Here is a 14,149-nt window from a genome sequence, read left to right as displayed (position 1 = left end):
CGTGACCGGTCCCGGAGCGACCGACGGCAGCGCGCTCGTCGTGATCGACATGATCAACACGTACGACCACGAGGACGCGGAGCTGCTGCTGCCCGCGGCCGAGCGTGCCGTGCCGGTGCTGGCGGACCTGATCGGCCGGGCCCGCAAGGCGGACGTGCCGGTGATCTACGCGAACGACAACTTCGGGCTCTGGCGCTCCCACCACGGCGAACTGGTCGACACCGCGCTGTCCCGCCCGCACGCCGACCTGGTCGAGCCGATCCGTCCGGACGACGACTCCCTGTTCGTCGTCAAGGCCCGGCACTCGATCTTCTACGACACGCCGCTGTCGTATCTGCTGTGGCAACTGGGCGTCGGCACGGTGGTGCTGACCGGTCAGGTCACCGAGCAGTGCGTCCTGTACTCGGCCCTGGACGCGCACATCCGCCACCTGGACGTGACGGTGCCGACGGACGCCGTCGCCTCGATCCACCCGCATCTGGAGGCCGCCGCGCTGGAGATGATGGAGCGCAACATGGGCGCCCGGATTGTCCGGGCGAGGGAAGTCGACTTCCTGGGTACCCGGTGGCCCGTACCGGACGAAGCCACGGACCAGCCCGGAGGTCGGCGATGAGCACACGTGTCCCCGGAGTGTCCCTCGACGGCCTGGGCGGCCTCGTCGCGGCCCTGCGGGCCGGGACCGACGCCGAGGTCCGCTTCGATCCGGGCAGCCGGGGCGCCTACTCCACGGACGGTTCCAACTACCGGCAGGTCCCGCTCGGCGTGGTCGTCCCGCGCACCGTCGAGGCCGGTGCACAGGCCGTGGAGCTGTGCGCGCGCTTCGACGTCCCGGTGCTGTCGCGCGGTGGCGGCACCAGCCTCGCCGGGCAGACCACGAACGCGGCCGTGGTGATCGACTGGAGCAAGCACTGCGACGCGCTGGTCTCCGTCGACCCCGAGGCGCGCACCTGTGTGGTGGAGCCGGGCATCGTCCTGGACGAGCTCAACCGGCGGCTGGCCGGCCACCGTCTCCAGTTCGGCCCGAAGCCGTCGACGCACAGCCACTGCGCGCTGGGCGGCATGATCGGCAACAACTCGTGCGGGGCGTCCGCGCAGGCGTACGGGAAGACGGTCGACAACGTGCGCCGGCTCGAAGTGCTGACGTACGACGGCCTGCGGATGTGGGTGGGACCCACCTCGCAGGCGGAGCGGGCCCGGATCGCCGCCGAGGGCGGCCGGCGGGCCGAGCTGTACGACGGGCTCGACCGGATCGTCACCGAATACCTGGCGGACATCCGGCGCGGCTACCCGAAGATCCCGCGCCGGGTCTCCGGCTACAACCTCGACTCGCTGCTCCCCGAGAACGGCCTGGACGTGGCCAGGGCCCTGGTGGGCAGCGAGGGCACCCTCGTCACCGTCCTGCACGCCGAGCTCGACCTCGTCCCGGTGCCGCCGTACCAGTCGCTGCTGGTGCTCGGGTACGACGACATCTGCCGGGCCGCCGACGACGTGCCCCGCCTGCTGGAGCACTGCTCCCCGGGCCAACTGGAGGCGCTGGACGGGCGGATGGCGCAGCTGATGCGCGAGGAGCACGCCTATCTCGACTCGCTGCGCACCCTGCCGGAGGCGGACAGCTGGCTCCTTGTGCAGTTCACCGGGGACAGCCAGGAGGACGTCGACGACCAGGCGCGCGCCCTGCTGAAGGCGGTCGGCCGGTCCGAGAAGGACGCCTCGGTCGCCTTCTCCGACGACCCGCAGCGCGAGCAGGAGATGCTCAGGGCGCGGGAGGCCGGGCTCGGGGTGACCGCACGGCCGCCGGACGACCGGGAGACCTGGGAGGGCTGGGAGGACTCGGCGGTGCCGCCCGAGCGGCTGGGCGACTATCTCCGGGACCTGAAAGGGCTGTTCGAGGAGTTCGACTACGACCACCCTTCCCTGTACGGGCACTTCGGGCAGGGCTGTGTGCACACCCGGATCCCGTTCGGGATGAAGACGGCGGACGGGGTGGCGGACTTCCGGCGCTTCCTGGAGCGGGCCGCCGACCTGGTGGCCGCCTACGGCGGTTCGCTGTCGGGTGAGCACGGCGACGGGCAGGCCCGGGGCGAGCTGCTGACGCGGATGTACGGGGAGCGGCTGGTCGGTGCCTTCGGCGAGCTGAAGGCACTGTTCGATCCGGGCAACCGGATGAACCCGGGCAAGGTCGTCGACCCGCAGCCGGTGGACGGGCAGTTGCGCCTCGGGGCCGGGTGGCGGCCGGCCACGCCCGAGACCCACTTCGGTTATCCGGAGGACGGCCACTCCTTCACCCGGGCGGTCCTGCGCTGCGTGGGCATCGGCAACTGCCGGGGCCTGCACGGCGACGTGATGTGTCCCTCGTACCGGGCCACCCGGGAGGAGGAGCACTCGACGCGCGGGCGGGCGCGGCTGCTGTTCGAGATGCTCGACGGGCATCCCGACTCGGCGGTCAAGGACGGCTGGCGGTCGACCGAGGTCCGCGACGCCCTGGATCTCTGCCTGGCCTGCAAGGGCTGCAAGTCGGACTGCCCGACGGGCGTGGACATGGCCACGTACAAGGCCGAGTTCATGGCCCATCACTACGCGGGCCGGCCGCGCCCGGCCGCCCACTACTCGATGGGGTGGCTGCCGCTCTGGGCGCAACTGGCCGAACACGCGCCCGGGTTGGCGAACAGCGCGTTGCAGGCGCCGGTCCTGGGCCGAGCGGGGAAGGCGCTCGCCGGGGTGGACGGGGCCCGGCGGCCCCCGGTGTTCGCCGAACGGTCCTTCCTCCGGTGGTGGCGCGCTCTCGGCACCGGGCAGCCGGACCCGGCGGACCCGGCGACGGTGGTCCTGTGGCCGGACACCTTCAGCAACCACTTCCACCCGGCGGTCGCGGTGTCGGCCGTGCGGGTCCTGGAGGACGCGGGCTTCCGGGTCGCCGTGCCCGAGTCGCCCGTGTGCTGCGGCCTGACGTGGATCTCGACAGGCCAACTGGGCATCGCAAAACGGGTGTTGCGGCGCTCCCTGCGCGCTCTGCGGCCTTATCTGGACGCCGGCACCCCCATCATCGGCCTCGAGCCGTCCTGCACCGCCGTCTTCCGGTCCGACGCCCCCGAACTGCTGCCCGGCGACCAGGACGTGCAGCGGCTGGCGCACCAGACGCGCACCTTCGCCGAGCAGCTCGTCCACCACGCACCCGCGGGCTGGCAGCCTCCGTTCCTCGCCCGGCAGGCGACCGTGCAGACCCACTGCCACCAGCACGCGATCATGAAGTTCGACGCCGACCGCGAGCTGATGCGCCGTGCCCGGCTGGACGCGGACGTCCTCGACGAGGGCTGCTGCGGGCTGGCCGGCAACTTCGGCTTCGAGCGCGGGCACTACGACGTCTCCATGGCGGTGGGCGAGCTGGGGGTGCTGCCCGCCGTCCGCGCGGCCGCCCCGGACAGCCTGGTACTGGCCGACGGCTTCAGCTGCCGCACCCAGATCGAGCAGGGCGGCACCGGGCGCCGGGCCCTGCACCTGGCGGAGGCACTGGCCCTGGCGCTGGACGGCCCCCTGCCGAGCGACCGGCCCGAGCGGCTGGCCCGGCGCCCCGCCGAACCCTCCGGCACGGCCCGCTGGGCGGCCACCGCCGTCGCCGGGGCCCTCACGGCGACGGCCGCGCTGGGCGCCGTGCGACAGCTCCGCCGCCCCTAGAGCACAGGTACCCATCAGGACTTCAGGAAAGGTTCCGACCATGTCGACGAAGGTCTCCGACTACATCCTCCAGCGGCTGCGCGAGTGGGACGTGGATCATGTCTTCGCCTACCCGGGCGACGGCATCAACGGTCTGCTCGCGGCCTGGGGGCGGGCGGAGAACAACCCCCGGTTCATCCAGTCCCGTCACGAGGAGATGTCCGCCTTCGAGGCCGTCGGCTACGCCAAGTTCTCCGGCCGGGTCGGCGTCTGCGCCGCCACCTCCGGGCCCGGTGCCATCCACCTCCTCAACGGCCTGTACGACGCCAAGCTGGACCACGTGCCGGTGGTGGCGATCGTCGGGCAGACCAACCGCAGCGCCATGGGCGGCTCGTACCAGCAGGAGGTGGACCTGCTGACCCTGTACAAGGACGTCGCCTCGGACTTCTGCGAGATGGTCACCGTCCCCGAGCAGCTCCCGAACGTGCTCGACCGGGCGATGCGCACCGCCGTGGCGCGCCGCTCGGTGACCGCCCTGATCATCCCGGCCGACGTGCAGGAGCTGGACTACTCGCCGCCGGAGCACGCCTTCAAGATGGTGCCGTCCAGTCTCGGCATGCCGCACTACGCGCCGGTCCCGGACGACGGCGATCTCCAGCGGGCCGCCGACGTGCTCAACTCCGGCGGGAAGACCGCGATCCTGATCGGCCAGGGGGCACGGGGCGCGCGGGCGGAGGTCAAGGAGGTCGCCGACCGGCTGGGCGCCGGGGTCGCGAAGGCACTGCTCGGCAAGGACGCCCTCGACGACGACCTGCCCTACGTCACCGGTGCGATCGGGCTGCTCGGCACCCGGCCGTCCTACGAAATGATGCGGGACTGCGACTCGCTGCTCGTGATCGGCTCGTCCTTCCCGTACACGCAGTTCCTGCCGGCGTTCGGCAAGGCCCGGGCGGTGCAGGTGGACATCGATCCGCACATGGTCGGGCTGCGCTACCCCTTCGAGGTGAACCTGGTCGGCGACGCGGCCCGGACGCTGCGCCGGCTGCTGCCCCTCCTCGACCAGATGGAGGACCCGTCCTGGCGGACGAAGATCGAGAACAACGTCAGGGACTGGTGGGAGGTGATGCAGCGGCGGGCCGACGTCAAGGCCGATCCGATCAACCCGGAGTACGTCACCCACACCCTCAACGGGCTGCTCCCGGACGACGTCATCCTCTCCTCCGACTCGGGCTCCGCCGCCAACTGGTACGCCCGGCACCTCAAGTTGCGCGGGGCGATGCGGGGTTCGCTGTCGGGGACGCTGGCGACGATGGGGCCCGGCGTGCCGTACGCCATCGGCGCCAAGTTCGCGCACGGGAACCGGCCCGCGATCGCCCTGGTCGGCGACGGGGCGATGCAGATGAACGGCATGGCCGAGCTCATCACCGTCGCCAAGTACTGGCGGGACTGGGAGGATCCGCGGCTGATCGTCGCGGTGTTCAACAACCGGGACCTGAACCAGGTGACCTGGGAGATGCGCGCCATGGAGGGCGCCCCGCAGTTCCTGCCCTCGCAGTCCCTCCCGGACGTCGGGTACGCCGACTTCGCGCGTTCGCTCGGCCTGACCGGCATGCGGATCGACGAGCCGGGCGGGGTGGAAGGCGCCTGGGAGGCCGCGCTCGCCGCCGACCGGCCGTGCGTGCTCGACTTCGTGACCGACCCCGCCGTACCGCCGATACCGCCGCACGCCACCCTCGACCAGATCGAGGCCGCGGCGGCCTCCGTCCTCAAGGGCGACAGCGACCGGGTGGCGATGGTCCGGCAGGGGTTCAAGGCCAAGGTGCAGGAGTTCCTGCCCGGAGGCGGAGGCCACCGGTGACCGACGCGTGGACGGTGGACGGTGTGGACAGCGCGGTCTACACCGTGCCCACCGACGCGCCCGAGGCCGACGGCACGCTGGCCTGGGACAGCACCACGCTGGTCCTGGCCACCGTCCGCTGCGGCGAGGTCACGGGGCTCGGCTACACCTACGCGCCCGCCGCGGCGGCCCAGGTCGTCGACGGCCTGCTGGCCGGTGTCGTCACCGGCCTGCCCGCCCTCGACGTGCCGCGCGCCAACGAGGCCATGCAGCGCGCCGTCCGCAACGCCGGTCTGCCCGGGCTCGCCGCCCAGGCGATCTCCGCCGTGGACATCGCCCTGTGGGACGCGAAGGCGCGGCTGCTCGGGCTCCCGCTCGTGGACCTGCTGGGCGCCGCCCGGGACGAGGTGCCCGTGTACGGGAGCGGCGGCTTCACGACCTACGACGAGCGGCGCCAGGACCGGCAGTTGCGCGGCTGGGTGGCCGAGGAGGGCATTCCCCGCGTGAAGATCAAGATCGGGGAGTCCTGGGGGAGTCGCGAGACGCGCGACCTGCGGCGGGTGGCCCGGGCTCGCGAAAGCATCGGTGACTCGGCCGAGTTGTACGTGGACGCCAACGGCGGCTACGGCGCCAAGCAGGCGGTGCGGGTGGCGGCGGGGCTGGACGGCCAGGGCGTGACGTGGTTCGAGGAGCCGGTCTCCTCCGACCAGTTGGCGGCGCTCGCCCTGGTCCGGGGCCGGGTGGCGGCGGACGTGACCGCGGGCGAGTACGGCTACACGCTCCCCTACTTCCGGCAGCTGCTCGGCGCCGGAGCCGTCGACTGCCTCCAGGCGGATGTCACCCGGTGCGGCGGGATCACCGTGTGGCTGCGGGTCGCGGCGCTGGCCCTGGGCCACGGACTGGAGATCTCAGGGCACTGCGCCCCGTACGCCCATGCGCACGCGGCGGCCTCGGTGCCGAATCTGCGGCATCTGGAGTGGTTCCACGACCACGTCCGGATCGAGCGGCTGCTCTTCGACGGCGGCCCGAACCTCCGTGAGGGGGCTCTGGCCGTGGGCCGGGACGGTACACCCGGCCTCGGCCTGCGCCTCGACGCCGAACGGGCCCGCCCCTTCCGAGTCGGCTGACGAACCATGAGAAACCGGGGAAACCCCAGGATCACGAGAAATCCGAGGAAAGGGACCATGTCGCAAGTCGTCGTCATCACCGGAGCAAGCGCCGGCATCGGCCGCGCCGTCGCGCGTCTCTACGCCGAGCGGGGGGCACGCGTCGCACTGATCGCACGCGGCGAGGCCGGACTGGAAGCCGCGGCGAGGGACGTCGCGGAACTCGGCGGCCATCCGCTGATCCAGCAGGCCGACACCGCGGATCCCGGCCAGGTGGAGGCCGCCGCCGACACCGTCGAACGGCTCCTCGGGCCCATCGACGTCTGGATCAACTGCGCCTTCACCAGCGTGTTCGCGGCCTTCACCGACATCACCCCGGAGGAGTACCGGCGGGTCACCGAGGTGACGTACCTCGGGTTCGTCAACGGCACCCGGGCCGCCCTCGCCCGGATGCTGCCGCGTGACCGGGGCACCGTCGTGCAGGTCGGCTCGGCGCTCGGGGAGCGGGCCATCCCGCTCCAGTCGGCCTACTGTGCCGCCAAGCACGCCATCAACGGCTTCACCTCGTCGGTCCGCCTCGAACTGCTCCACCAGGGCAGCAACGTGCACATCACGATCGCCCAGATGCCGGCGGTGAACACCCCGCAGTTCTCCTGGGTCCGCTCCCGGCTCCCCCGGCATCCGCAGCCGGTACCGCCGATCTACCAGCCGGAGGTCGCCGCGCGCGGTGTCGTGTTCGCCGCCGACCATCCGGCGCGCAAGCAGCGCTACATCGGCGCCACCACCGCGGCCACCGTCTGGGCCAACCGCCTCGCCCCGGCCCTCCTCGACCGCTACCTGGCCCGCACCGGCTACGGCTCCCAGCAGACCGACGCGCCCGCACTTGCCGGCCGGGGCAACCTGTACGCCCCGGCCGACTCCGTGCCCGGCACCGACCACGGCGCCCACGGCGAGTTCGACGACCGGTCGCACGGGCACTCCGTGCAGGCCGCGCTGGCCCGGCACCCGGCGGTGACGGCCGCGACCACCACCGCCCTGACCGTCGCGGCGGTCGGCGGGGTACGGCGGCTGCTGGGCAGCAGGAGCACGTAGCGGGTCTCGGTTTCCCAGGTTTCCCCGGTCTCCCCGGTCTCCCCGGTCTCCCCGGTCTCCCCGGTCTCCCCGGTCTCCGGGAGATTTCCGGGAGATTTCCGGTGGCTGTGGGTGCCGAAAGCGATGGTCACGACTTGGGTCCGAACGCTTGTGTGCTTGTGCGGCGCAGTGGACCATGGCCGAATCGCGCCCCTCCCAAGCACGCTGGAGCCCCGGTGACCGCTGCCCCACTTGCACCCGAGCCGGTCGACGCGCCGGCCGCCGCCCAGGCGGAACGACAGAAGCTGCGCAAGCACTTCGGCCGCTTCGACATCCTGTTCTTCCTCCTGTGCACCATCGTCGGGGTGGACACCATCGGTGCCGTGGCCTCGTCCGGTGCCGAGGCGTTCACCTGGCTGATCGTGCTGGCCGTGGTGTTCTTCGTGCCGTCCGCGCTGCTGATCGCCGAGCTCGGGGCGGCCTTCCCGGACGAGGGCGGCCCCTACATCTGGACCAGCCGGGCCTTCGGGCGGCTGGCCGGTGCCGTCAACAACTTCCTGTACTGGATCACCAACCCGGTGTGGCTGGGCGGCACCCTCGCCGTCTCCGCCGTCACGGCGTACACCACCTTCTTCAACGACGGGAAGGACCTGAGCACCGCCGCCTTCTACGTCTTCACCATCATCTTCGTGTGGGTGGGCGTGCTCGCCGCGATCCTCTCCTTCGACGTCGGCAAGTGGATCCCGACCATCGGCGCCTGGAGCCGGTTCGTGCTGCTCGGCCTGTTCACCGTCACGGTCGTGGTGTACGGGATCAAGCACGGTCTGCACGGCTTCGGCGCCGGCGATTTCTCGCCGACCTACGCGGGATTCGTCGGCCTGGTACCGGTCCTGATGTTCAACTACGTCGGCTTCGAGCTGCCCAACACGGCCGGCGACGAGATGACGGACCCGCAGAAGGACATCCCCTACGGCATCTTCCGCAGCGCCGTCCTCTCCGTCCTCCTCTACGCGCTGCCGATCCTCGGCATCCTGCTCGTCCTCCCGGTCAAGGCGATCACCGGCCTCGGGGGTTTCGTCGACGCGATCCGGCAGGTCTTCACGGTGTACGGCGGTCACGTCGCCGCCGACGGCACACCCACGCTCAGCGGGTTCGGCACCGTGCTCGGCGACCTGTCCGCGATCATGTTCATCCTCACGGTGCTGTCCTCCGGCGTCACCTGGATCATGGGCTCGGACCGCGCCCTGGCCGTCTCCGGCTACGACGGCGCCGCGCCCCGCTTCCTGGGCGTGATCTCCAGCCGGTTCGGCACCCCGGTGCGGGTGAACATCCTCAGCGGCCTGGTCTCCACCGGTGTCCTGATCCTGGCCCACCAGCTGACCAACGGCAGCGCCGCCAAGCTCTTCGGCGCGGTCCTCGGCCTCGCCGTGTCGACCACCCTCGTCAGCTACCTGGGCATCTTCCCGGCGCTGCCGTTCCTGCGCCGCAAGTACCCGGACACGCCCCGACCGTACCGAGCTCCCTTCCCCTGGGTCATCAGCGGGGTCCTCACCCTGCTCATCCTCTTCGCCAGCGTGCAGCTGGTCGCGCCCGGGGCCGGCGACCACTGGTTCGGCGCCGACTACGCGCCGGACGGCTGGACCCACGCCGAGCGCGGCAAGTACCTGCTGACGGAGCTGGTCCCACTCGTCGGGTTCATGCTCCTGGGTGTCCTGTTCTGGGCACTGGGGCGGCCCACCCGGGCGGCGGCCGCCGAGAAGTAGAGCGCGAATGCTTGAACCGTAAACATGTGGTGCCTACGGTTGCGCCCATGCCCCTCATTCGCGAACTTCTGATCGGCGGCAAGGACGTCCCCGCCCTGTCCGGCCGCACCACCGAGGACATCGCCCCCTACACCGGCGAGGTCTATGCCACGGTCGCCGCGGCCGGGCCCGAGGACGTGACCCGGGCCGTGGACGCCGCCGACGCGGCCTTCGAGGCCTGGGCCGGGCTCGCCCCGTTCGCCCGCCGCGCGATCTTCCTGAGGGCCGCCGACCTGCTGGAGTCGCGCGCGGAGCAGGTCGCCGACCTCATGGCCCAGGAGGTCGGCGGCACCCGGCCGTGGGCCGGCTTCAACGTGGGTCTCGCCGCGAACATCCTGCGGGAGGCCGCAGCCGCGATCACCGCGCCGCGGGGCGAGGTGCTGAGCGCCCAGGAGGAGGGCGCCCTGGGGCTCGCGGTACGGGAGCCGCTCGGGGTGGTGGCGGCGTTCGCGCCGTGGAACGCCCCGGTCATCCTCGGCGTCCGGGCGGTCGCGGCACCGCTCGCCGCCGGCAACACGGTCGTCGTCAAGCCCAGCGAGGACGCACCGATCGCCTGCGGGCTGCTCGTCGCGGACGTGCTCCGCGAGGCCGGGCTGCCGGACGGTGTGCTGAACGTGGTCACCAACGCCCCCGAGGACGCGGCCGAGATCGCGGAGGCGCTGATCGCCGACCCGCGGGTGCGGGCGGTGAACTTCACCGGCTCCACCGGCGTCGGCCGGATCATCGGCACCCACGCGGCACGGCACCTCAAGCCGGCGGTGCTGGAACTGGGCGGCAAGAACGCGGTGCTCGTCCTCGCGGACGCCGACGTGGACTACGCGGTGGACGCCGTCACCTTCAGCATGTTCATGAACTCCGGGCAGATCTGCATGTCCGGCGACCGCATCCTCGTCCACGAGTCCCTCGCCGAGGAGTTCACCCGGAAACTCAGCGTCAAGGTCGCCGCGCTTCCGTCCGGTGATCCGGGCGACCCGCACACGGTGGTGGGCCCGCTGGTCACCGCGTCCGCCGCGGCGCGCGTGGCCGGGCTGGTGGCGGACGCCGTCGGCAAGGGCGCCACCGTGCTCACCGGAGGCGGCCGGCCGGAGGGCGCGGTGCATCCGGCGACCGTCCTCGCCGACGTCCCCAAGGATGCCGAGCTGTACTACGCGGAGGCCTTCGGACCGCTCGGCGTCGTCGAGACGTTCGCCGACGACGCTTCCGCGATCGCCCTCGCCAACGACACGGACAACGGTCTGACCTGCGGCATCATCACCGAGAACGCGACGCACGGGCTGGCGGTCGCACGCCGGATCCGTACCGGCATCGTCCACATCAACGACCAGTCCGTGGCCGACGAGCCGCATGCGCCCTTCGGCGGGGTCAAGGCCTCCGGGTACGGCAGGTTCGGCGGCCGGTGGGGCATCGAGTCGTTCTCCAACACCCGCTGGGTGACCCTCGCGACCCAGCAGGCGCACTACCCCTTCTGAGTGCCGCGCCCGCGAGGTGTCGTGTTCTGACCATCGGCAGTCCGATGCGTACCGGGCCAGGGCCCGGCCCTCCCCCGTACGTTGATCGTGCCGCCGTACCCGGCGGCATGATCTCGGGAGGGACACCCGCATCGTGAGCACCATCGACAGCGCCCGGGCCACCGTGACGCAGGCCCGAGAGGCCGCCGTGACGGAGGCCCGGGAGGCCGCCGTGACGGAGGCCCGGGAGGCCGCCGTGACGCAGGCCCGGGAGGCCGCCGTGACGGAGGCCCGGGAGGCCGCCGTGACGCAGGCCCGGGAGGCCGCCGTGACGGAGGCCCGGGAAACCTTCCGCACCTGGCTCGCGGAGGCCGACCGGGTGCTGGTGGCGGCCGGCGCCGGACTGAGCGCGGCCGCCGGCTACGACTACGGCGACAGCGAACGCCTCAAGGAGCTGCTGCCGGCGTTGCACCGGCTGGGTCTGCGGTCGCGCTACCTGCTCGGCGTCCCCCTGCCGGAGGACATGATGTGGGGCTACTGGGCCGTCCACATCGACGACATCCGGTTCGGCCCCGGCCCCAACCCGCTCTACCAGGAGCTGCGGGCGCTGGTCGGCGACCGCGACCACTGGGTGACGACGTCCAACGTCGACGCGCTCTTCGCCCGCAACGGCTTCACCCCGGAGCGGGTGTTCACCCCGCAGGGCGACTACGGCCGCCTGCAGTGCACGGTCCCCTGCTCCCGCGAGACCTGGCCCAGCAAGCCGTTCCTGGACCGGATCCGCGCCGCCTACGACCGGGACAGCGGCCGGGTGACCGACCGTGCGGCCCTGCCGCGGTGCCCGCGCTGCGGCGCCGCCGTCTTCCCCAATGTCCGGGTCGGTCCGGAGTTCGTGGACGACCCCTACCTGCCGGCGGGCGACCGGCTGGTCCGCTGGCTGGACGCCGCGTCCCCGGACAGCACCCTGCTGGTCCTGGAGATCGGCGCCGGTTTCAACACCCCCGGGGTGATCCGGTGGCCGATGGAGAACCTGGTGCGCCGGACCCCGGGCGCCCGCCTGGTGCGGGTCAACCCGGATCACCCGGACGTCCCCGCGGACCTCGGCGAACGGGCGCTGTCCGTGCCGTTCGGGGCGGACCGGCTGCTGGCCGGCCTTCGAGTCCCCGAGCCGGTCCCGCACGTCACCGACTGAGCCGGAGCCCTCCATGACCCCGTACCGCGCCCGCTCCCACGGGCTCGTCGAGGCGGCGGCGCTGCCCCTGACCGACTACCGGACGGCGATCGCCCTCGACGAGCCGTTCCGCCCGGCGGCCGTACCCGCCCCGGCCGACCGGCTGGACGACCACGTGCGGTCGGTCCTGCGGCTCCTCGCCGCCGATCCGGCCCTGTCCCGCCTCGGACTGCGAGCCGTTTCCCCGGACGACCTCGCCCGCACCGACGCGGTGACGGCCCGGCGGCTGCTGCGCGCGGTGCTGACCGTGCGGGCTCCGGGCCCGCTGCCCGACGGGGCACAGGAGCTGCTGGACGCGCTGCTCGGCGCGGAACGCCGGCTGCGGCACACCGCGTCGGTGGCCGGCCTTCCCACCGTCGAGGAGGAGTTCCCGCGCTCCGGCTTCCCGGCGGCCCGGCAGACGGTGCTGTGGCGCGGGGACCTCACCACGCTGGCCGCCGACGCCGTCGTCAACGCCGCCAACAGCGCGCTCCTCGGCTGCTTCCAGCCGCTGCACCCCTGCATCGACAACGCCCTGCACCACGCGGCCGGGCCCCGGCTGCGCGACGACTGCCACACCGTCATGAACCTGCAGGGCGCGGCGGAACCGACCGGCACGGCCAAGATCACCCGTGGCTACCATCTGCCGGCCCGCTATGTGCTGCACACGGTCGGCCCGGTCGTGCAGGACCGTCCGCGAGCGGGTGACGCCGACGCGCTGGCGTCCTGCTACCGGGCCTGTCTGGACCTGGCCGCGGCCGTGGCGCAGATCCGGACCGTCGCCTTCTGCGCCGTGAGCACCGGCGTCTTCGGCTACCCCAAGGAGGACGCCGCGCCCGTCGCGCTGCGCACGGTCGCGGACTGGCTCGCCGCCCATCCCGGCCGCTTCGACCGGGTGGTCTTCACGGTGTACGGGGACGGGGACGAGCAGGCCTATCGGCGCGCCCTCGGGGGATGAGGAAGGGCCTGGCCGGTGATACCCGGCGGGCCGGGGTCACAGCGGGTCGGTCCAGCTCGCGTCCGAGCGGGCCAGGGTGAACGCGGTCAGTGTGCAGCCGGCGAGGAGCAGGGTGGCGAGCAGCAGCGGCAGGAACGGGTCGCCGAAGCGGACGGCGAAGGCTCCGGCGAGGGCTCCCGCGAACATCGCCAGGATCGACAGGGCACGGCGGCCCGTCCTGCCTCCGGGCCCGCCGGCGGCCCTGCTGTCGGAGGCGATGCCGGTGATGGTCATGGTCAGGACGGTGGTGGTCAGGTCCGGTACGGCGAGGGCGCGGGCCACCGCGTTCTGGATGCCCAGGGCGAGGCCGAGCAGTGCGATCAGCGGGTACCGGGCCCCCGCCGCGGCCAACGGGGCGTTGTACCGGGCGACCGCGCAGGCCGCCAGGACCAGGACCGTCTCCAGGACGAGCGCCAGGTGCAGGACGCGGCCGCGGTGCGCCCGGCACCGGTGGGCGATCCGGCCGCCCAGCAGGGCGCCCGCCGCGAAGGCGGCCAGCGCGGCGAGCGAGGCGACCAGGGAGAAGCCGGCGGCGCCCGCGATCGCGAAGCCGGAGAAGACGACGTTGCCGGTCATGTTGGCGACGAAGACATGGCCGAGCACCAGGTAGCTGAAGGAGTCCACGAGGCCGGTGACCACGGTGAGGGCGAGCATCACCGGGGGCAGGGGGCCGTGGCGGTCGGCCGGGTCGGGCAGCACGGTCGCCCGGGCGTCACGCACTACGGGCCGGACCGCATCCTTGATCGACATGGTGGTCCATTCGGGTCGGGAACGGGGGCGCGCCTGGTGCGGTGCGTCAGCTCCAGCGTCCGGCCGTCCGGTCGTGCAGTCCAACATATGGATCCGGATGCAGCGATCGCTCAGGAAGATCGATCGACTCCGGGCCGGTCGGGTACGTCGGTCCCGTGCCGGTCGGCCACCTCGGTCCGGTGCCGGTCGGCTGCGTCGGTCCCGGGCCGGGCGGCCAGCTCGGCCCCGTGCCGGTCGGCCACCTCGGCCCCATGCCGGTCGGCCACCTCGGCCCGAT

At 72.7% G+C, this 14,149-nt stretch carries 10 protein-coding genes; 9 read left to right on the top strand and 1 reads right to left on the bottom strand.

Annotation, left to right across the window (positions count from 1 at the left end; genetic code table 11):
• Nucleotides 1-49: 49 nt before the first annotated feature.
• From ACFY0P_RS08010 to ACFY0P_RS07970, 9 genes are all read left to right on the top strand, one after another.
• Nucleotides 50-613, top strand: a complete 564-nt coding sequence (locus tag ACFY0P_RS08010; RefSeq protein WP_388908856.1) for a cysteine hydrolase family protein — start codon at nt 50-52, stop codon at nt 611-613.
• On the top strand, nt 610-3,672 hold the full coding sequence (locus ACFY0P_RS08005; RefSeq protein WP_388908533.1) for an FAD-binding and (Fe-S)-binding domain-containing protein: 3,063 nt from the start codon (nt 610-612) through the stop codon (nt 3,670-3,672). The genes ACFY0P_RS08010 and ACFY0P_RS08005 overlap by 4 nt, the downstream gene beginning before the upstream one ends.
• A gap of 40 nt (nt 3,673-3,712) precedes the next feature.
• Complete coding sequence (locus tag ACFY0P_RS08000) at nt 3,713-5,509, top strand: thiamine pyrophosphate-requiring protein (protein WP_388908531.1); 1,797 nt, start codon at nt 3,713-3,715, stop codon at nt 5,507-5,509.
• Entirely contained in the window at nt 5,506-6,615 is a 1,110-nt protein-coding gene (locus ACFY0P_RS07995) for an enolase C-terminal domain-like protein (protein WP_388908529.1), read from the top strand. Before ACFY0P_RS08000 ends, ACFY0P_RS07995 begins: the two co-directional genes overlap by 4 nt.
• A gap of 57 nt (nt 6,616-6,672) precedes the next feature.
• Nucleotides 6,673-7,686: an SDR family oxidoreductase gene (locus ACFY0P_RS07990; protein ID WP_388908527.1), complete on the top strand. Its 1,014-nt coding sequence runs from the start codon at nt 6,673-6,675 to the stop codon at nt 7,684-7,686.
• 215 nt (nt 7,687-7,901) lie between these two features.
• Complete coding sequence (locus tag ACFY0P_RS07985) at nt 7,902-9,428, top strand: APC family permease (RefSeq protein WP_388908525.1); 1,527 nt, start codon at nt 7,902-7,904, stop codon at nt 9,426-9,428.
• 47 nt (nt 9,429-9,475) lie between these two features.
• Nucleotides 9,476-10,936, top strand: coding sequence for an aldehyde dehydrogenase family protein (locus ACFY0P_RS07980; protein ID WP_388908523.1), 1,461 nt, complete (start codon nt 9,476-9,478; stop codon nt 10,934-10,936).
• Nucleotides 10,937-11,069: 133 nt separating this feature from the next.
• Complete coding sequence (locus ACFY0P_RS07975) at nt 11,070-12,107, top strand: NAD-dependent protein deacetylase of SIR2 family (protein ID WP_388908521.1); 1,038 nt, start codon at nt 11,070-11,072, stop codon at nt 12,105-12,107.
• A gap of 13 nt (nt 12,108-12,120) precedes the next feature.
• Complete coding sequence (locus tag ACFY0P_RS07970; protein ID WP_388908519.1) at nt 12,121-13,083, top strand: protein-ADP-ribose hydrolase; 963 nt, start codon at nt 12,121-12,123, stop codon at nt 13,081-13,083.
• Nucleotides 13,084-13,119: 36 nt separating this feature from the next.
• Here the strand turns inward: ACFY0P_RS07970 and ACFY0P_RS07965 are convergent, their stop codons facing one another.
• Entirely contained in the window at nt 13,120-13,872 is a 753-nt protein-coding gene (locus ACFY0P_RS07965; RefSeq protein ID WP_388908517.1) for a DUF1275 family protein, read from the bottom strand.
• Nucleotides 13,873-14,149: the final 277 nt, after the last annotated feature.

The organism is Streptomyces sp. NPDC001714 (assembly GCF_042892755.1).
GTDB lineage: Bacteria > Actinomycetota > Actinomycetes > Streptomycetales > Streptomycetaceae > Streptomyces.
The sequence above is the reverse complement of the archived record's forward strand: the minus strand, read 5'-3'. Positions and strand labels throughout refer to the sequence as shown.